Annotated in this window: 17 protein-coding genes; 13 read left to right on the forward strand and 4 right to left on the reverse strand. The window is 34.6% G+C overall.

What is annotated here, in order from left to right; translation table 11 throughout:
* The first annotated feature begins 20 nt into the window (after positions 1-20).
* The 8 genes from ACEWK1_RS05720 (at position 21) to ACEWK1_RS05755 (ending at position 8,183) form a co-directional block, all read left to right on the forward strand.
* Positions 21-587, forward strand: a complete 567-nt coding sequence (locus ACEWK1_RS05720) for a TetR/AcrR family transcriptional regulator (RefSeq protein ID WP_247339369.1) — start codon at positions 21-23, stop codon at positions 585-587.
* Positions 588-629: 42 nt separating this feature from the next.
* Positions 630-2,081, forward strand: a complete 1,452-nt coding sequence (locus ACEWK1_RS05725; RefSeq protein ID WP_247347091.1) for a DHA2 family efflux MFS transporter permease subunit — start codon at positions 630-632, stop codon at positions 2,079-2,081.
* 174 nt (positions 2,082-2,255) lie between these two features.
* The gene (rlmD, locus tag ACEWK1_RS05730) at positions 2,256-3,620 is read left to right on the forward strand and encodes a 23S rRNA (uracil(1939)-C(5))-methyltransferase RlmD (RefSeq protein WP_379053577.1); all 1,365 of its coding nucleotides are present in this window, start codon (positions 2,256-2,258) and stop codon (positions 3,618-3,620) included.
* Between the two features lie 222 nt (positions 3,621-3,842).
* The gene (locus ACEWK1_RS05735) at positions 3,843-4,172 is read left to right on the forward strand and encodes a PadR family transcriptional regulator (RefSeq protein ID WP_098797660.1); all 330 of its coding nucleotides are present in this window, start codon (positions 3,843-3,845) and stop codon (positions 4,170-4,172) included.
* Positions 4,159-4,725, forward strand: a complete 567-nt coding sequence (locus ACEWK1_RS05740; RefSeq protein WP_247339371.1) for an HAAS signaling domain-containing protein — start codon at positions 4,159-4,161, stop codon at positions 4,723-4,725. The genes ACEWK1_RS05735 and ACEWK1_RS05740 overlap by 14 nt, the downstream gene beginning before the upstream one ends.
* Positions 4,722-5,615, forward strand: a complete 894-nt coding sequence (locus tag ACEWK1_RS05745) for a DUF4097 family beta strand repeat-containing protein (protein WP_247339376.1) — start codon at positions 4,722-4,724, stop codon at positions 5,613-5,615. The genes ACEWK1_RS05740 and ACEWK1_RS05745 overlap by 4 nt, the downstream gene beginning before the upstream one ends.
* A 183-nt stretch (positions 5,616-5,798) precedes the next feature.
* Positions 5,799-6,806, forward strand: coding sequence for an aspartate--ammonia ligase (asnA, locus tag ACEWK1_RS05750; protein ID WP_247339377.1), 1,008 nt, complete (start codon positions 5,799-5,801; stop codon positions 6,804-6,806).
* A gap of 159 nt (positions 6,807-6,965) precedes the next feature.
* The gene (locus ACEWK1_RS05755; RefSeq protein WP_247339379.1) at positions 6,966-8,183 is read left to right on the forward strand and encodes a sensor histidine kinase; all 1,218 of its coding nucleotides are present in this window, start codon (positions 6,966-6,968) and stop codon (positions 8,181-8,183) included.
* Between the two features lie 37 nt (positions 8,184-8,220).
* Here the strand turns inward: ACEWK1_RS05755 and ACEWK1_RS05760 are convergent, their stop codons facing one another.
* Positions 8,221-10,278, reverse strand: coding sequence for a methyl-accepting chemotaxis protein (locus tag ACEWK1_RS05760; RefSeq protein WP_247339380.1), 2,058 nt, complete (start codon positions 10,276-10,278; stop codon positions 8,221-8,223).
* A gap of 704 nt (positions 10,279-10,982) precedes the next feature.
* Here ACEWK1_RS05760 and ACEWK1_RS05765 point away from each other — a divergent pair.
* A complete protein-coding gene (locus ACEWK1_RS05765; RefSeq protein WP_247339381.1) occupies positions 10,983-11,945 on the forward strand; it encodes a calcium/sodium antiporter in 963 nt (320 codons plus the stop codon).
* 25 nt (positions 11,946-11,970) lie between these two features.
* Here ACEWK1_RS05765 and ACEWK1_RS05770 read toward each other — a convergent pair whose 3' ends face one another.
* Entirely contained in the window at positions 11,971-12,273 is a 303-nt protein-coding gene (locus ACEWK1_RS05770) for a DUF5634 family protein (protein WP_247339382.1), read from the reverse strand.
* A 66-nt stretch (positions 12,274-12,339) separates the two neighbouring features.
* Positions 12,340-13,107, reverse strand: coding sequence for a uracil-DNA glycosylase family protein (locus ACEWK1_RS05775; protein WP_247339383.1), 768 nt, complete (start codon positions 13,105-13,107; stop codon positions 12,340-12,342).
* Positions 13,108-13,285: 178 nt separating this feature from the next.
* Here ACEWK1_RS05775 and ACEWK1_RS05780 point away from each other — a divergent pair, with 178 nt between their 5' ends.
* The gene (locus ACEWK1_RS05780) at positions 13,286-13,897 is read left to right on the forward strand and encodes a flavodoxin family protein (RefSeq protein ID WP_247339384.1); all 612 of its coding nucleotides are present in this window, start codon (positions 13,286-13,288) and stop codon (positions 13,895-13,897) included.
* Positions 13,898-13,975: 78 nt separating this feature from the next.
* Here the strand turns inward: ACEWK1_RS05780 and ACEWK1_RS05785 are convergent, their stop codons facing one another.
* Positions 13,976-15,718, reverse strand: a complete 1,743-nt coding sequence (locus tag ACEWK1_RS05785; protein WP_379053503.1) for an EAL and GGDEF domain-containing protein — start codon at positions 15,716-15,718, stop codon at positions 13,976-13,978.
* A 143-nt stretch (positions 15,719-15,861) separates the two neighbouring features.
* Between ACEWK1_RS05785 and ACEWK1_RS05790 the strand changes: the two genes are divergently transcribed.
* The 3 genes from ACEWK1_RS05790 to ACEWK1_RS05800 all read left to right on the forward strand — a co-directional run.
* Positions 15,862-17,970, forward strand: a complete 2,109-nt coding sequence (locus ACEWK1_RS05790) for a methyl-accepting chemotaxis protein (RefSeq protein WP_416635761.1) — start codon at positions 15,862-15,864, stop codon at positions 17,968-17,970.
* A 113-nt stretch (positions 17,971-18,083) separates the two neighbouring features.
* Positions 18,084-18,656: a TetR/AcrR family transcriptional regulator gene (locus ACEWK1_RS05795; protein WP_098797649.1), complete on the forward strand. Its 573-nt coding sequence runs from the start codon at positions 18,084-18,086 to the stop codon at positions 18,654-18,656.
* A 48-nt stretch (positions 18,657-18,704) separates the two neighbouring features.
* Positions 18,705-19,408: SDR family NAD(P)-dependent oxidoreductase (locus ACEWK1_RS05800; RefSeq protein WP_416635762.1), on the forward strand; the 704-nt coding region annotated here is incomplete at its 3' end.

Here is a 19,408-nt window from a genome sequence, read left to right on the forward strand (position 1 = left end):
TGTGAGGTGCAGACGTAAAAATGGCAAAAAAGGAGAGTACAAAGGATATTATCCTTAAAACAGCAACATGCTTATTTCAGCGCCAAGGCTATCATGGAACTGGATTGAATCAAATTATTGAGGAAAGTGGGGCACCAAAAGGCTCCATCTATTATCACTTTCCAAATGGTAAAGAGGAAATTGCCTTGGAGGCTATTCATCAAATGAAACGGGATATATTGGAGCGGGCACAGGAAGATTTGAGTGAGGGAGAAACAGCTGCTGAAGCATTTCAATTTTATATTAATAAGATTGCGTCTATTTTTGATCACCCTAAAACAATGGAAGGATTATCAATAGGACTTATTGCTTCAGAAATATCTTCAACACACGAAAATCTACGGTTAGCATGCGAGGCTGCATTTATGGATTGGCAAGCTTTGTATGTTAATAAGCTTAAAGCACATGGTATGGAAACAGAGAAAGCAGAAGAATTAGGCTTAACAATAACTGCATTGATTGAAGGAGCCTGCACACTATCTGCTACGCACAAAAATGGGGACCCTCTACGTGTAATTGGAAAACAGTTGCTGTTATTGTTGTCATAAAGAGAGAAGAAAGAAACCTAGTAGGAGGAAACAAATATGGAAATGAATGCACAAGCAAATGGTAAGGGAGTAACTGATACGAGTGAGTTGAAAGTTGTTCCGATTATCATTTCTTTTGTTGTTGCTGGTTTTATTGGTTTGTTTAGTGAAACAGCCTTAAACATGGCATTGAATAATTTGATTACAGGCTTTGGTATTAAAGAAACCACTGCTCAGTGGTTAACGACTGGTTATTTGCTTACACTTGGAATTTTAGTACCAGTTTCAGGACTTATTTTACAATGGTTTACGACGAGGCAGTTGTTTATTACATCACTTATTGCTTCAATAATTGGTACATTTATTGCGGCAATTGCGCCAACATTTACAGTTCTTATGATTGCCCGAGTAGTTCAAGCGGTAGGAACAGCATTGCTTCTTCCTTTAATGTTTAATACAATTTTATTAATTGTTCCACCATATAAGCGTGGTAAAATTATGGGGATTATTGGGCTTGTAATTATGTTTGCCCCTGCGGTAGGTCCTACTATTTCAGGATTAATACTTAAGACGTTATCATGGCATTGGATCTTTTGGATTTCATTACCATTACTCATTGCAGCACTTATTTATGGTATTATTTTTATGCAGGATGTAACAAAGCCAACCAAGCCTAAAATTGATATTTTATCAATTATCTTATCTACTATAGGATTTGGTGGTATTGTATTTGGATTTAGTAATGCAGGAGAAGGTGGCGGTTGGGGAAGTCCAACTGTTATTGTTTCAATGGTTGCTGGAGGAATTGCCTTAGTCTTATTCACTATTCGACAATTAACAATGCAACAACCTATCTTAAATTTACGAGCTTTTAAATATCCGATGTTTACAGTGGGCTTGCTAATGGTTGTTGTATGTATGATGGCCATTCTTTCTTCTATGATTTTATTGCCACTTTATTTACAAACGTCGTTGGCTCTAAGTACATTTGCAGCTGGTCTTCTATTACTTCCTGGTGGAATTATAAATGGTATTTTATCACCTGTAATGGGAGGACTATTCGATCGTTTTGGACCTAAATGGCTAACTATAATAGGAATAACTATAGTAACAGGCTCAATGTTTGGTTTTTCAACCATATCAATGGAAACATCTTCAGCCTTTATTATAGGACTTCATATTGTCATGATGGTTGGAATTTCAATGGTTATGATGCCTGCGCAGACAAATGGATTAAATCAATTACCACCTGAGCTATATCCAGATGGAACAGCTATAATGAACACACTACAGCAAGTAGCCGGAGCAATTGGAACAGCTGTTGCTATTTCAATCCTATCATCTGGAACAAGTAACTTTATGGAAACAGTTGAAGACAAACAAAATCCATTAAACCAAGTACTTGCCTTCACTGAAGGTATCCAAGATGCTTTTGTATTTGCGATTATCTTGTGTATTGTAGGGGTTGTTATTTCACTCTTTATTAAGCGTGTGAAGGTGGAGCATCAAATGTAGGCCATAGAGGTGCCTGTCACCACCCGAATTTTCTTGTTTCACATGTGAAACAGTGTGATCAACTGCTACCCAGCTCTGGGTAGCAGTTTTCGAGTTTGAATAGGGTTAAGAGAAAACTAGAGTAATAAATAAAAATAAAGGGAGGAAATTTTGACCTTGACTAAAGCAGAAACAATGATTGCTGAAATACGTCATTTAGATGACAGGGGTTCAGGACAAGCTGTTATTTGGCGGGAAAACGAACTTGGTAATCCGAAGAAATTAAAACTAACTATTCCACAAACGCTTCCAGGGGAGAAGGTACGTGTAACGGTTGATCAACCAGAAAGAAGAAGAAGAAAGGTTCTACCTGAGGAGATCCTAGAAGCTCATTCTGATAGATTGGCACCACCTTGTCCTCATTTTGATAAATGTGGTGGATGTGTGTGGCAGCATTGGCAATACACAGCCCAATTAAAACAAAAAACGGAGCATGTAAAACATGCAATCGAGGAACAAGGATTTAATCCTGAGCTAGTTAAAGAAACAATTGGGATGGATCAGCCTTGGCACTATCGCAATAAAATGGAGTTTACATTTGCTCCTGATGGATCTCTTGGGTTACATGAGCAAGGGAATTTCCGTAAAGTAATCTCGCTTGAATCATGCTTAATTGCAAGTAAAGAAATGGTCGAGGCTGCTATGGAAGTAGCAGTTTGGGTAAAAGATTATCAATTAAAAGGCTACAATAAAGATACCCACGAAGGATTGCTTCGTCATTTAATGGTTCGACAATCTTTCGTAACCGGAGAAATGATGCTGGGGCTTTTTGCAACAGAAGGACCAAATGATACCCTTCAAAAGGCTGTGAAAGATTTGGTTTCTAGAATTGAGGCAAAGTATCCGCAAGTAAAAAGCTTGTTATGGCTTGAAAATACACAATGGGCAGATCGTACACAGTCTGAAAAAAGTCATACATTAGCAGGACGAGACTTCATTTATGATGAAATGGATGGCTACCGTTTCCGTCTGTGGTTTGATACATTCTTTCAAACAAACCCAACTCAAGCTCAAAAATTAGTTGATTTAGCCATCGAAATGGGCCAACCAAAAAAATCAGAAAGCATGATTGATCTTTTTTGTGGAGTTGGGACATTCTCTCTTCCATTTGCAAATAGAGTCGGAAAGCTTGCGGGTATTGAAATTGTAGAGAGTTCTATTGAATCAGCTAAAAGAAATGCAAGTGACAATGGAATATCTAATACGTATTTCTTAGCTAAGGATGCAAGAAAAGGAATTGATCAAGTACTAGAAACGTTTGGAAGCCCTGAACTTCTCCTTTTAGATCCTCCTAGATCAGGTGCTGGTGGAAAAGTAATGAGAAGAATTGGGCGTTCTAAACCAGAACGAATTGTGTATGTATCTTGTAATCCTGATACATTTGCAACTGATATAAAAGAACTTGAACAATTTAATTATGAGTTAATAACAGTACAGCCTGTTGACCTATTTCCTCATACTGTTCATGTTGAATGTGTAGCGTTATTAGAACTAAAATAAAAACTGTTTTATTATTTGAGGTGGATAACCATTGTGGTTGTCTGCCTTTTTTGTGGTGCCTGTCACCACCCGAAATTTGTAGAATCATGTCATTTCAAAAAAATATTATCCAGTACCTTGCAATGTTCACTAGGGTGGTATATTATGTTAATTGTAGTTATCGATTAATGTTTACTACCTTATATAGTTCAGTACCAGGTTATACTGCTTAGGAGGAATAGAATGAATGTCCAATTTAAAAAAGGAGCATTGGAGCTATGTGTGTTAATTCTAATTTGTAGAAAAGATCAATACGGTTATGAATTGGCTCAAAATATATCGAGTAAAATTCAAGTGGCAGAAGGAACACTATACCCACTATTAAGAAGATTAACAAAAGAAGAATATGTGACAACTTATCTAGCTGAATCATCAGAGGGACCTCCAAGAAAATACTATTCACTAACTGATAAAGGTAAGGGGTATATGAATATTCTTATAGAAGAATGGACTCAATTTTCAAATGCTGTGAATGAATTTATTTTGGAGGGTACCAAAAGTGAAGAAAAATAACTTTATGGGAAAATTAGAAGAGCTTTTATCAAGTGTTCCAGAGGTAGACAGAAAAGAGATGCTATATGATTATGAAGAGCATTTTACAGTTGGCTTGGAAGATGGGAGAACAGAAGCTGAAATCGTCAATGAATTAGGTGACCCACATTCTATTGCAAGGGATTTGCTTTCAGAATACAAGTTAACAAGGGTGGATCAGCAAAAGCAAGGAACTAAAACATTAAATATCATTTTAGCAGCTATTATGATTGGCTTTTTAAATCTAGTTTTTGTTCTAGGTCCTGCATTAGGGATCTTTGGCGTTTACATTGGATTAGTTGCGGCATCATTTATACTTATTATCTCACCTTTAGCAATAATTGGTTCTGTTATCTTTAACGGACTTGAAGATCTCGCAATGGTTTTCTTTCTATCTATGATTACATGTGGATTAGGTATTTTATTAGGGATTGGTATGTTAAAAACGGGGAAGTTCCTATCCAAAACATTTCTTAAGTATATGAACTTTAATAAAAAAGTAATTTACGGGGGAAAAGGGGTAAAAGCGGCATGAAAAAAGCGGTTATGTTTGCATTTTTCTTAATTGTTGTTGGTATTGCAGGTTCTGTTGTTACAGCAGCTACAACGGATGTGTTTTCACCTGAAATGAAAGATATCCTACAAGAGGAAGAAGTAAAAGGGACAGAAATTCAGCAAATAGAGGTTGGTACATCCTCAACAAATATAAAAATGGTTCCTTCAAAGGGAGATTCTATAAAAGTAAAATTAACTGGGAAAGTTAGTGAGAAACTGAAAGACAAATATAAGCTGGTTGTTACTGAAGAAGGTGATAAAGTAAATATTGATGTGAAAAATCAAGACTTATACTTCTATGTTGGATTTTCCTTTATCGAACTGAATTTAGAAATTGAAGTACCGGAAAAGGAGTATCAGTCCTTGGTTGTTAAAAGCTCTTCGGGAGATATAGACATCTCTCAACTTAAAGTAGAAGAGTTTAGTACAGAAGCTAGCTCTGGTGATATTACGATTGATCAAATTTCAGTTAGCAAAAATAGTAAGATGGAAGCTAGTAGTGGAACAATACATGCGAAGAATTCATCAGCGAGTGTTTTTAATTTAGGAGCTAGTAGCGGTGACATTATTATCCAGAATATTGATGGTCATGTTGAAGCTGAAACATCTTCGGGTAGTATTGAGCTGAATAACAAACAGGTTACGGGGAATATAAATGCATTGGCATCAAGTGGTGATGTGATTGTCCAGTTTGATGAATCTCCTAAGTCGCTTACTGTTGACTTTAGAGGAAGTTCAGGAGATGGAGTCATTGAACTGGAAGGTTTCAGCTATGAAGACAAATCAGAGAATATCATCAACGGAAAGATTGGTAATGGAGAGTATGAACTTAAGGTAAGAACATCATCAGGTGATTTTCAATTAAAATAAGATTCTTCACAAAAAGGATGCTACTATGTGGCATCCTTTTCTGGTCTTTTATCTCTTAAAATAGGCTTTTATTAAGGTTCACAATCCTACTTGACTTTCATACTGTAAATTAGTTAATACCCTAGGGATTTAAAAATAAGCAAAGAACAGCGCTGTTGCTTATTAGCTTTGGAGGCCTATAAAATGAGTAAAACGTATGTTTCATCGAGTTATTGTTCGTTACTTAGTTTATTAGAAACAGAAAAGGCAATAAGGAAGCTTAAGGATTTTTTTATTATGAACCTTTCTCAATCGTTAAATATCATGAAAGTTTCTGCACCGATCGTAGTTAAAGCAGGGAATGGAATAAATGATAATTTAAATGGAATTGAACGTGTTGTTTCCTTTGATGCATTAGATTCCGACTGCAACATTGAGATTGTGCAATCATTAGCTAAGTGGAAAAGGATGGCTGTCGGTCGCTATGATTTTCAACCAGATGAAGGTTTATATACAGATATGAATGCGATTAGAAGAGATGAAACTTTAGATAATACTCATTCTCTATACGTTGATCAGTGGGACTGGGAAAAAGTGATTTCTGAAGAACAAAGAAATGACCATAAGTTAAAGGAAGAAGTCCAAAAAATTTATCAGTCTATTAAGCAAACAGAACATTATATATACAGTTTATATCCACAGCTTACTCCAACTTTACCTAACAATATTGTGTTCATTACAGCTCAAGAGCTTGAACATCTATATCCTCAAATCTCCCCGAAAGAAAGGGAGGATGAGATTGCTAGAAAATATGGAGCTGTATTTATTATGGGCATTGGAGGAGATTTGCTTTCAGGTGAAAAGCATGATGGGAGATCGCCGGATTATGATGATTGGACCTTAAATGGCGATATTATCCTTTGGAATCCTGCATTAGAAAGAGCGTTTGAAGTATCTTCAATGGGGATTAGGGTTGATCGGGATGCTCTTATAAATCAATTAAAAGCATCTAACTGTGAAGAGCGCAAATCACTAGACTATCATAAAGCCATCCTGAATGGAAAACTTCCTTCTACAATTGGAGGAGGAATTGGGCAATCAAGATTATGTATGTTCTTATTAAAAAAAGTTCATATCGGTGAGGTGCAAGCTTCCGTATGGAGTGAGCAAATAATAAAAGAGTGTGAAGATCATAATATTCCATTACTATGAATGAATAACGTACCTTCACGGGTGCGTTTTTTTATTATTAACTTTTTAATGAGCAAGGGATATAATGTTGTATTGACCGTCTTTATCGACTAATTTAAGTGTTAGTTAACATCTTTAAGGAAATACTTAATGAGGTCAAATAATTAAAAAGGTGTTTTTATGAAGGAACTTAAATTTAAAATAAATAAAACTTTATACTATATTTTAATCATAATAATTATTCTTGTTATGGTAACAGGGGTGATGGTTGGAAATACTCATCTTGATACACTTAACTTGGGGATATTATTACATATAATTCTTGTTACTATGCTATCGGTTTGTTTAATTCTTTACCCGAGGTTTGAAACGCATTATTTCAGAATGTTAATCATGATAATAGCATCTGCTTATTTCTATGGTCTTTTTTTCTTATACCCTGAAACCTGGTCAACCTTTGTATTAGTTTGTTTAATTCCAGCAATCTCAATTTTGTTTTTTGATCCAAGACTTTTTTATTTCTCACTTTTTTTAAATGTAGTGCTGACTTCAGCAACATTTACTTATATCGTTTTTATTGATCAAGGAGAATTATATCCTCATATAGAACTTGATATAGTGGGAAATGTTATTAATTTTGCAGGTATACAAGCATTTCTCTCTTTACTATTTTACATTTCTTATTTCAGAATCAAGCAATTAAAAGGCTATTACGAACAAGTTCAGCAGTCCGAAAGATTAAAGACGACAGGTCAACTTGCTGCGGCAGTAGCCCATGAAATTAGAAACCCTTTGACCGTAGTAAAGGGATTTCTACAATTATATAAAAAAGAGGAATCATTCGATGAACAGGTAAAAAGAAATTTTGCCTTGATGATTGATGAATTGGATGCAGCTGAGCATGTTATTTCTCACTTTTTAACGATAGCTAAACCTAACAAAGAGGTAAAACTAGAGAAGGTTGATGTGAAAGATGCTTTACAAAGTGTGGCTGATTTATTAAATTCTTATGGTCTTTTAAATGATAACAAAATTGATTTACATGTAGAAGAGAATTGTTATATCGCTATTAACTTAATAGAATTTAAACAGTTAACAATCAATTTAGTAAAAAACGCAATAGAAGCTTCTAGTCATGGTTCTGGGATTACTGTCATAGGTGGAAAGGTGAAGAATTCAGTTGAAATAAGGATTGTTGATGGAGGATTAGGTATGTCTGAGTCGGAAATTAAGGATCTCGGCACACCTTTTTATTCACTAAAAACGAAGGGTACAGGATTAGGGCTGATGATTTGTTTTAATATAGTTGAAAAGTATAACGGGACGATTGAGTTTAATAGTGTTAAGGGCAACGGAACAACTGTTACCATTCGTTTTCCTTTCGTTCGTATAAATTAAAAAGGAGGGTGAAGACAATCACCCTCTTATCTTGACATTAAATTTGGAATCGTCTAATTTGTTCTGAGAGTTGATCAGATATCTGTGATAATTCACCGGCTCTATTTGATACTTCTTCCATTGAGCTTGTGGATTGCTGTGAAGAAGCTGCTGTTTGTTCGATACCTGCCGCTGCTTCTTCTGAGACAGAGGCAATTTCTTCAATAGAATTGTTCATTTCACGGCTGTTATCAACAATTTCTTTTAAATTAGTCGAAATGTGTTTAATATTTGTGACCATTTCTAATACAGATTCAGAAATGGTTTCAAATGTTTTACCTGTTAACTCAATTTGTCTAGAACCCTCATCAACCTCTTTATATCCTACCTGAAGTGACTGTACAACATGAGAAGACTCATTTTGAATTTTATTTACGATGTTTGTAATATCAACGATAGATGCTTTTACTTGTTCTGCTAGTTTTCTTACTTCATCGGCTACAACGGCAAATCCTTTTCCGTGTTCACCTGCTCTAGCAGCTTCAATCGCAGCATTTAGAGACAATAGATTTGTTTGTTCTGCAATTTCTTGAATGACTAGAACTAATTTTGAAATTTCTTTTGATTGTTGATCTAGACCTTGTACTTTATTGACAGCATCCTTAACAATGCTGTCAATTGTCTGCATTTGATTAACAGACTGACTCATTAATAGGCTTCCTTCTTTTGTCATAGACAGAACTTCGTTTGATGTTTCAGAAACATTTTCACCACTTATATTTGCTTCTTGTATTTTTCCAACGAAAGTTTCCATCATTTCTAATAAGTTTGTTGAGCTTGTAGCTTGGGATTCTGCTCCAAATGAAAGCTCCTGCATAGTTGTGGCAATTTGCTCGCTTCCCTCTTTTACTTCGTTTGCTGAATGGGTTAGCTCAATACTTTGATTTGATAAATTTTCTGTCACATGTGTAACGCTCTCAATCATTTCCTTTAAGCTTCTTTGCATTCCATTTAAAGCAATAGCCAATTGGCCAATTTCTGTTTTATGATTGAAATTTAATTCATTGTTCGTTAAATTTCCATTAGCTATCTCTTGGATATGTTTCAGGATCTTCTTAATCGGCTCAGTAATGGAACGACTAGTAAAGATTCCGAATAAAATAAGAGCAACTGTTATAACTAGTAAAACAACAATGTACGTAATTAACTCAGTTTTTGCACTGTTTTGAAGCTGATTGGATTGATCTGTAAGGGATTCAGCAATTGCATCTTCAACCTCTTTGAAAAGATTGATTTTAGTTGTCATTTGTGTGTACCAATTCTCACTATCAACTTTAAAATTTTCAGTAGTATTAAATGCTTTTTCCCTCATCTGTTTAACATCTTCTATTACTTGATTGCTTAAATGCTGTTCAAGCAAAGATAATACTTTGTCATTGGTTTCAGCATTTTGAAACAAGGATAAATATGTATCCTGTTGAGCAATAAGTGAGATAAACTTCTGATATTCCCCACTTGAAAATGAATCGCTTGCAAAAACATTACTCATTAAAGCACGTTCAATACCTGTTTTTTCCTTAGCGTTCATAAATAAAACATAAGCATTTACTGATTTTGCAAGATCAGCATTAGGAGAAATTTTTGAAATATAGCTCATAACACTAAGCATTTTTTCGTTATGATGAGTGTAGTAGCTAATCCCTATCGAATCCTCAATTTGTTGATTGCTTACATTTTCCCTGTGCGCTGACAATTGATCTTTAATTTTTATCGCTTCTTGTAGTTCTTTTGTAAAATCTTCACCATATGGTTTTGGATCAAAGCTACCGAGGAATTTATTAAGATCGTTTAGTTTTGTATCTGTTACTTTTCGCTGTTGGGTTACCTCTGAACTGAATTTCTGACCATCACTACCCATGAATACCCCGGTAGCACCTCGTTCTTTTTGCATTTCATGAACAAATGCACTGATTGTTGTTGAAAGCTTGATTAACTCACCTAACTGTGATGCTTCTTTGACTGTTTTACTTCGTTCAATTGTACTAATACCTGCTAGTGCTAATATAACAAGTAGAGGTATTGTAATAAGAATAAATAACTTCCTGCTGATTTTCATTGACTTTCCTCGCTTATCGTAATGATATATGCATATTATAAATGCAATAAAATCATATCTGATTTATGTGTAAAAAGTAACGGGAATAGATTCCTATTATGAGGGTTAACTAGTAATAAGGTACTATTAATTCTTTAGGTGCATCAATAAAATTAGCAGAATAGCTGCTGCAGTTTCCGAATACAAAAAACGAAATCAGCACACTTAAGTTTTTGTCAGCATAAAAATTCGCAAACTCACTGTTATTCCAATTGGGTGCTAAAAATAATATCTAACTACCAGAGGGTGGGTTATGATTCTGAGAGGCGGATAAATAAAGCAACCTTCTTGAATTAAGTAACCATTATATAAATAAGCGGAGTTTTTCTGGTTAGACTGAAGGATAGAACCGATTTTTGGGATATAAGCGGAGTTCTTCCGGTTAAGCAAAGGAAAATGGTCCATTTTCATCTTTTTTGATTAAATAGGCGGAATCTTTCCGTCTATTTAATCTGTTTTTCATGATATTTCCTCAATAAATGGAATTTCTCCACTTATTTTCTGGCGATTGATGAAGATTTGCCAATTGCTTTCTTTTTATTTTTAGTACGACGAATAGCAATGTAAATTCGATTTTTGTACTTCAAAATTGAACCTATTAGTGGCAAATACAACTGTTGTACTAATACAATATTAGTAATAAATAGAAATAAGGAGCTGAATAAATGTCCTATCTTTTATTAATCTTAGGTATTGCTTTACTTATTAAGGGTGCAGACTTTTTTGTCGAGGGTGCATCAAGTATTGCTCGTGCTTTACATGTGTCACCATTACTAATTGGGTTGACGATTGTTGCTTTTGGAACTAGTTCACCGGAAGCAACTGTTAGTATAATTGCTGCATTAGAGGAAAACGCAGGAGTTGCAATAGGGAATGTAGTGGGGAGTAATATTTTAAATATCACCTTTGTTGTTGGAATTACAGCACTTATAAACCCCCTAAAGGTTGAGAGTGAAACAATTCGAAAGGAAATTCCCTTTACATTATTAGCGAGTATAGCACTCCTGATTTTAGTAAGTGATATGACGCTTCAATCCTTAGAAGCTAATTTCATTACAAGAAGTGACGGATTTATATTCTTGTTATTTTTTGCTGTGTTTTTATATTACATTTTTGAGGTAGCGAGAAATAGTCGGGAAAAGATAAAAGAAGAAGCTTCAGTATCTAAAACAAGTTCACCTTCATGGGGGAAAAATAGTATTTACACAATAGGTGGCTTAGTAGCTATTATTATCGGGGGAGACTTGGTCGTTGATCATGCCACTGTTATTGCTTATTCATTTGGGATGAGTGAAACATTAGTCGGTTTAACGATTGTAGCGATTGGTACATCATTGCCTGAGTTAATAACTTCAATCACAGCTGCTATTAAAAAAGAAGGAGATATTGCACTTGGTAATATTGTTGGAAGTAATATTTTTAACATATTATTTGTTCTTGGTGCAGCCTCTGTTATTTCTCCTTTAGCAGTAGATAGCAAGATATTTGTTGATCTTATCCTTATGATTGTCTTAACGCTTATTTTACTTGTGTTCTCAAGAACAAGCTTTAGAGTTGGCCGTCGAGAAGGGACGTTTCTTGTAGTTGCTTATATTCTCTATATGATTTATATCATAATAAGAAACTAAAGAGGGGATTGATCCCCTCATTTAACTAAATTGATTGTAAAGCATCATCTAAATTATCAAACCCGCTAACATCCTCGGTGTTTGCCTCATCTGTTTCAACAGTCCAGAGATCTCTACCAGGAGCTAATTGCCCTTCTTCGTTCTTAAGATACGGGGTATGTATCATATACGTTTTTCCTTCTTTTCGAATTGTGTAGCCCATATGATAAATATCCTTCTGTCCCTGCTCTTCAAACACTCCAATATCCTCAATCCCATATTTAGTCATAAGAGGCTGGAAAGATTGTTGTAACTCTCTAACTACATCATCTCGATTAGTATATTCCATCATCATTGCTCCTTTCATCTAGCTATTCTTAATATGTCTGACAAGCCTTGATTTCATAATTAAAACTTAGGTGTTATAAGAAAAAAGAGCTGCCCATTCCAAGACAGTTGATATAAAAGATTGCTTGTTTTCTGTGAATTGTTTTATTCTATGTCCATTTGCACCGGATGGATGGGGAAAATTAAATAAATAAATATGATCATTAAGCTTATTATTTTTTATTAGGTTTTTCAAAACCTCTTCCACCATTTTGCCTAATGGAATGACTAATGCAGGTGCTTTTATCTGTGATAGCTCCTTGGGAAACATTTCATATGCATAAGAAGTTAACAGTGAAGAATGGTTAATTTTGGGACGGTGTCCAGTATAGTTTCTCCCTTGATAGAAAACAGGGTATTTTATGATTGATGTAGTATGGAGAAAGTCACGGTTTTCGCTAAATAAATAAGAAGAGCTTTTGATATGAAAAACATTTTGTATACCACAATGATCAAGCATGTCGATTAAATTTTTCCTCATAGCTCCTGAAAAGCTTGCGGCTATTTTGGCTTTTTTTAGTGTCTGTTCGATTGTGGAAGACTCTGAAATAGGTAAGCAGTCAATAACTTGTTCGAAGGCTGCCTTCATTTGAGTCCAACCTGGTGTAATTCCTATTATGACAATCTTAGCATGATGGTTGATGTATTCATTATGTGGTGAATAGTACATGGTCAACTCGTTATCTCGGTCGTGATCAATCAAAAATGACGTTGTTAATAAATCTTGTTTTTTTAATGGTTTAGCAAGATTTGATGATTGGATAACAGGTATGAAGGATTGTAGCTTGGGTTCCATGATTTCTCTCCCATTAGTTATTGAAGTCTTATTTTATGTACTTTTCTAAAAGACATACATCCAGGGAATCTGGGGGAATTTGCTGTAGGTTTAATTCTGAAATTGTCGAAAAAAGGTTTTAATATAGGCTCGATGTGGAATGAAAGAAACAAACACCCATAATAAAGGAGCTGTTGACATGAAAGCACTGTATTTAAATACATCATTAAAAAAGAGTAATCAGGAATCTAACACAAGTGCACTTATGAAAGAGTCAAGATATTGGTTAGAAAATAAAGGTGTTACAACCGAGGAATTAAGATTAGCAGATTATCAGATTGCATACGGTATGGAATCCGATATGGGTGAGGGAGACCAATGGCCTGAGGTATTTGAAAAAATAAAAGAAGCAAATATTGTTGTCATTGGGACACCGATTTGGTTAGGTGAAAAAAGTAGTATTGCCACTTTATTAATGGAAAGATTATATGCTTCAAGTATGGAAAAAAATGATAAAGGGCAGAGTATTTTTTATAATAAAATTGGTGGAGCAGTTGTAACCGGAAATGAGGATGGTGCAAAGGATTCTGCAAAATCACTTCTGTACGGACTTCAGCACATTGGCTTTACTGTTCCGCCAAATGTTGATGCCTATTGGGTAGGAGAGGCTGGTCCAGGTCCTTCATATATAGAAGAAGGAAGAGGCAATGACTTCACGAACGGAAAGGTCAAAACATTATCGTATAACCTTGTTCATTTTGCAAAGCTACTAGTGAATCATCCTATTCCAGGTGAGGGTAATACTTTATAAAGAAATGAAAAAGGCTTCCGCATATGCGTGAAGCCTTTTAGATTGATTAGAATGACAGCTAATGTAGAAAGAAGGAAATCATAGTCCTTTACCTTCAATATTAATGGAGTTTTCTATTAATAATTTTGTTAAAGCATCAGCTGATAAAGGTTTGCTAAACATATAACCTTGACCAAAATCACAGCTTAGCTCTTGTAAAAATGTTAGTTGATCAGTACTTTCGATTCCTTCAGCAATGAGTTGATACTCAAGGTTTTTCCCCATCGTAATGATTGTTTGAACAAGTATTCGACCATCACTATCTAAATTGTTAATAAATGATTTATCTATTTTCAAATTATTAATTGGTAAATACTTCAGGCTGCTCAAAGAAGAGTATCCTGTTCCGAAGTCATCAATAGAAATGCCAACTCCCATTTTATGAACTTCATATAGTGTGTTTACAGAACCTTTAAAGTCTTGAATCACGTTTTCAGTTATTTCTAAATCAAGATAATATGGATTCAACTTACTATCATTTAGAATCTTATTAAGGTCTTCTAGAAAGCTATCATCCTGAAATTGAATTGGAGAGATATTGACTGCAACTTTGGCTAAAGGTAAATTTTGGTTCTTCCAGAATTTCATCTGCTTACACACTGTTTTTAAAATCCATTTTCCAACCTTCTTAATTAAACCTGTTTCCTCCAGAATCGGGATAAATTCAAATGGAGTAATTGTACCAAGTTTTTTATTTTCCCATCTAAGAAGTGCTTCAACCCCTAAGATCCGGTCACTTTCTAAATGCACAAGTGGTTGATAGAGTATGTGAAATTCATCTTTTTCTAAAGCGTGCTGCAGTTCATTTTCAATTTGGTATTTTCGTGTAACTTCTTCATTCAACATTGGATTGCTAAGTTGAATGTGACAGCCATTTTGTTTCTTTGCGTGATACATTGCAATGTCTGCTTGCTGTATAAGTGTTTCAATAATTTGGTCGGAGGTGGTTTCTTTAGAATATTGGGTGCAGTCGTAGAGACTAATCCCTATGCTTGGTGAAATTACAACAGCTTTATGGTTTATTGTGAAAGGTTCTAAAAATGTAGTTAGTATTTGATTTGCGAATTGGGTAATTGTTTCTTTTGTAAACAAATCATTTATAACTAAAATAAATTCGTCTCCTCCAACTCGTGAAATAAATGCTTGATTGGTAAAAGACTGGGCAAGTCTTGCTGCAACGTTTACTAATAACTGATTACCGAATGAATGACCATAGCTGTCATTAATTGTTTTGAAGCGATCTAAGTCTAAGAAAAATAAAGCAATATGAGAGTTTAGATTTCTATCAGGTATCACTTCTTTAAGATGTCTAGTTAATGCATTTCGATTAGGTAAATTTGTTAATGTGTCGTAGAAGGCAAGTTGTTGTATCCTCTTTTCATAATCTTTTCGATCTGTTATATCATTTCGGATGGATATGTATTGATATGGTTTACCTTTGCTATCTAAAAAAGGAACGATTGTTGTATCTACCCAATAAAAAGAGCCGTCTTTTGCTTGATTTCTAATTTCACCATGCCATGTATAACCTTTTGATATTGTTTCCCAAAGAGATTTGAAAAAAGATGAAGTATGGTAGTTTGAATTAATAATTCTATGATCTTGTCCAATTAGTTCCTCTGAACTATATTTTGAAATTGCACAAAATTTCTTATTAACATAATTAATTCTTCCTTTTTTATCCGTAATAGCGACTATAGAAGATTCATTAAGAGCGAACTCAATGTCTTTTAACTTCTTTAGGGCTATTTGTAATTTTTCTTCTGCTTGTTGCTCATTCATACCGAACCCACCATTTTTTTAATTAGTATAAAATTCCACCAAATGAAATGCAGTGATAAACATCACTGTTTATATTATTGATTTATAGTAAAAAAGTATTAAGTGATAAATAAACCATTAGAACATCAAGAGGAGAACATAATATGAAGAAATTACTGACACCTGCTATTGCCTTATTAAATCGATTTTCATTCTCAAAAAAGTTCCTACTACTGTTTGTTATTATCTTCTCGATAGTAGGCGTATTAGTTGGAAGTGTGGTTGTGAAAATTAATAGTGAGCTCTCATTCGTAAAACAAGAGCAAGTTGGTACCAAGGTGTTGTCGGAATTATATCCATTAATTCAACTAACACAGCAGCATAGGGGATTAACAGTTAATGTGATCTCAGGAGATCAATCAGCAGAGTCCAAGCTACAAGAGGTTCGAGGAAAAATCACAACACAAATGGATTCTTTTCAAGCAGCTTTGTCTAAAGAAACTTCTATGGAAAAAGTAAGTGATGATGTTAAAAGTGTTGTTCAAGAATGGGAAAAAACTAAAGATACAACACTTACTATGAGTGTTGGAGATTCAGTTGCACAGCACAATCAGTTGATTTCATTAATGCTCCAAATGCTTCTGGATATTGCAGACGAAACAAATCTTACTCTGGATTCAGATCTTGTTAATAACCATATGAATAATTTATTAGTTCAAACTCTACCACAAATAACAGAATTCATGGGGAAATCAAGGGCTGTTGGAGTTGGAGTTGCAACTAAGCAAACGATGACAGAGGATGAGCGAATTCAACTAATTTATTTAATGAGGATGATGGATGAATACATCATTACAGCAGACAGGACTTATCAAAGAATCTTTGAACTAGATCCTTCCATAAAAGACTCAATGGGACCGTATGTAACAGAGTCAATTACAAATGCAAAAGAAATTGTTGAGATTATTAATAAAGATATACTAGAAGCATCAAAGATTACAATAGAACCGAATGTTTATTTTGAAAAAACAACGATGACGATTAATAAGATTTATGAGTTATTATCGTATCAAACTGATGGATTAGATAAAGTTTTAGATGAAAAAGTAATTTCACTTAGTACTGAGCGTTTCGTGACAATTGGAGCGGCAATCTTTGTGTTACTTATCCTAATTTACTTAGTTACTGGTTTTTATTTTGGAATAAAAGATTCGGTGCGAAAAATTCAGCATGCGACAAACAAAATTGCTCACAAGGATTTGTCTGCAACACTTGATATTACCTCAAAAGATGAATTTGGGATGATTTCAACTTCTCTAAATTCAATGATTGTTGCTGTAAGAGAAGTTATCCAGAATAGCCAGCAGGTTTCTCAAGAAGTTGCCTCAGCTAGTCAAGAGTTGCTTTCAATTACAGAGGAAACAACTCAAGCGACAAATACAATTACATCTTCTGTTGAGGAAGTTGCGATGATTGTTGAGCAGCAGTCGACTCAATCTAAGGATAATGTTGAATTAGTTCAAAACCTTTCAGAGAAACTAAACTCAATTTCTATTGTTACATCTGAAGTATCATCTTCCTCTACTACTTCAGCGGAGGAAGCAGAAAAAGGGAATCGTACTGTAAATGAGACGATTACACAGATGAAGGTCATTCAAGACGCAGTAAAAAGAACGTCTGATGTTATTCAGAGATTGGGAGAAAGATCAAATGAAATTGGTTCCATTTTAGACGCGATTACATCAATTGCCCAACAAACAAATCTATTAAGCTTAAATGCAGCAATTGAAGCAGCTAGAGCTGGGGAACATGGAAAAGGATTTGCGGTGGTTGCAGGAGAAGTGAAAAAACTAGCAGATGAATCTTCACAATCTGCAAATAAAATCCGTCAAATTATTAGTGAAATACAAGCTGATACAAAGGATACCATGGGAGCAATGGAAGGTGTGGCTGCAGAAACAAACGAAGGAATGAACTTAGTAGAATTAACTGGTACTTCATTCTCGCATATATTTGAACGTACAAAAAAGGTAGCAAAAGAGATCGAAGAAATAGCAAATTCAGCAAACGGGATGCTAAACAGGGTAGATCAATTATCTTCTTCGATACGAGAGTCAGCGAAACAAACAGAAATAACAGAAGAGAGTACACAAATGGTAGCTGCATCTACAGAAGAGCAGCTAGCTTCAATGGAGGAAATTACTTCCTCAGCTAATGAATTAAGTACAAGAGCTCAACAGTTACATGATATTGTTGAGGAATTTAAATTATAAAGGTGGGTGTCCAGAATTAGAAAACTAATTCTGGATTTTTTAATATTGACATGTGGTAAATTATGGTATAGTATTTTATTGAACAGTGGTTAATAAAGAGTGAGGAGAGTAAAATGTCACCTAGAAAATCAGTGGATAAAGAATTATCAAGAGAAATGATCCTAGACGTAGCCAGAATTCTTTTCGTAAAAGATGGATATGAACATGTTTCAATGAGAAAGATTGCAAAAGAACTTGGGTATAGCCATGGAGCACTTTATTATCATTTTAAAAACAAGGCAGAGTTATTTTATGCACTAGTCGCGGATGGTTTTTTCTTGTTAGATCAAAAGTTAGAAGAAGTCATGGCAAAGGAGCTTTCAAAAGAAGATAAACTAAAAGAAGTATTTCTAGCTTATATTCACTTTGGAATAACCAATCCGAGTCATTATGAAACGATGTTTCTTACAAAAGACCAAGAATTAAAGAGCTTTTTACAAGAAGAGCCTAATAACAGTTTTGAAAACTTTGCACAGGCAGTTCATTCTTTAGTGAACACAAAAATTACACCGAAGGATATTTATTCAATCTTTTTGTCTCTCCACGGCTTTGTTACACATTTCATTTTTAAGGGTCAGGAATATGAGGATAGTAAAGATCTTGCAGAATCGCATATCCAATTAATTTTGCGTTCGATAGAGTCATAATTTTTTTTGGTATTAATTGAACAGTGGTTAATTAAAGGAGGATGAATAATGAAAAAAGCATTAGTACTTGGTGCATCTGGTGGTATAGGGAGTGCTATTACATTTGAGTTAATCTCTCGGGGAATTAAAGTAATTGCTTTTGCTCGGAATATAAAAAAGCTAAAAGCATTATATGAAGGAAACAACCTTGTAGAAATCAAAGAGGGAGATGTTTTTAACTATTCTCAATTAATGGATGCAGCAAAGGGTGCAGAGTGTATTTATCATGCAGTAAATTTACCTTATCAGGAGTGGCAAACAAAACAAGAACCGATGATAAACAATATTTTACAAGTGTCAGAGAATGTTGGGGCTAAACTTGCAGTTGTTGACAATATTTACTCTTATGCTGAAAGTACAGGAGAAAAAGCATCTGAGGAGTATGAGAAAAATCCACAAACGAAAAAAGGGAAAATTCGTTTGAAAATTGGGAAGAAGGTAATGGACTCAAAGGTTCAAGCATTTATAGCGCATTTTCCTGATTTTTATGGACCATATGCTGAAAGTACAGTTCTCCACTATTTCCTTCAGTCAATAATCGATCATAAAAAGGCAATGTTTGTTGGGGATAAAAAAGTACCAAGAGAGTATATTTATACTCCAGATGGAGCGAAAGCACTGGTAGAGCTTTCTTTACATGAAAAAGCTTACGGACAATGCTGGAATATTCCTGGTACAGGAGTGATAACAGGTGAAGAAATCATTAAGATCAT

The sequence above is a fragment of the Metabacillus sp. YM-086 genome (assembly GCF_048059995.1).
Lineage (GTDB): Bacteria > Bacillota > Bacilli > Bacillales > Bacillaceae > Metabacillus > Metabacillus litoralis_B.

Excerpts from the sequence above, each read along its gene's own strand:
- ACEWK1_RS05790 (WP_416635761.1), top strand. The coding sequence starts at position 15,862 with ATGAAGAAATTACTGACACCTGCTATTGCCTTATTAAATCGATTTTCA.
- ACEWK1_RS05735 (WP_098797660.1), top strand. The coding sequence starts at position 3,843 with ATGAATGTCCAATTTAAAAAAGGAGCATTGGAGCTATGTGTGTTAATT.
- ACEWK1_RS05770 (WP_247339382.1), bottom strand. The coding sequence starts at position 12,273 with ATGGAATATACTAATCGAGATGATGTAGTTAGAGAGTTACAACAATCT.
- ACEWK1_RS05775 (WP_247339383.1), bottom strand. The coding sequence starts at position 13,107 with ATGGAACCCAAGCTACAATCCTTCATACCTGTTATCCAATCATCAAAT.
- ACEWK1_RS05725 (WP_247347091.1), top strand. The coding sequence starts at position 630 with ATGAATGCACAAGCAAATGGTAAGGGAGTAACTGATACGAGTGAGTTG.
- ACEWK1_RS05745 (WP_247339376.1), top strand. The coding sequence starts at position 4,722 with ATGAAAAAAGCGGTTATGTTTGCATTTTTCTTAATTGTTGTTGGTATT.
- ACEWK1_RS05795 (WP_098797649.1), top strand. The coding sequence starts at position 18,084 with ATGTCACCTAGAAAATCAGTGGATAAAGAATTATCAAGAGAAATGATC.
- ACEWK1_RS05765 (WP_247339381.1), top strand. The coding sequence starts at position 10,983 with ATGTCCTATCTTTTATTAATCTTAGGTATTGCTTTACTTATTAAGGGT.
- ACEWK1_RS05755 (WP_247339379.1), top strand. The coding sequence starts at position 6,966 with ATGAAGGAACTTAAATTTAAAATAAATAAAACTTTATACTATATTTTA.
- ACEWK1_RS05760 (WP_247339380.1), bottom strand. The coding sequence starts at position 10,278 with ATGAAAATCAGCAGGAAGTTATTTATTCTTATTACAATACCTCTACTT.
- rlmD (WP_379053577.1), top strand. The coding sequence starts at position 2,256 with ATGATTGCTGAAATACGTCATTTAGATGACAGGGGTTCAGGACAAGCT.
- asnA (WP_247339377.1), top strand. The coding sequence starts at position 5,799 with ATGAGTAAAACGTATGTTTCATCGAGTTATTGTTCGTTACTTAGTTTA.
- ACEWK1_RS05785 (WP_379053503.1), bottom strand. The coding sequence starts at position 15,718 with ATGAATGAGCAACAAGCAGAAGAAAAATTACAAATAGCCCTAAAGAAG.
- ACEWK1_RS05780 (WP_247339384.1), top strand. The coding sequence starts at position 13,286 with ATGAAAGCACTGTATTTAAATACATCATTAAAAAAGAGTAATCAGGAA.
- ACEWK1_RS05720 (WP_247339369.1), top strand. The coding sequence starts at position 21 with ATGGCAAAAAAGGAGAGTACAAAGGATATTATCCTTAAAACAGCAACA.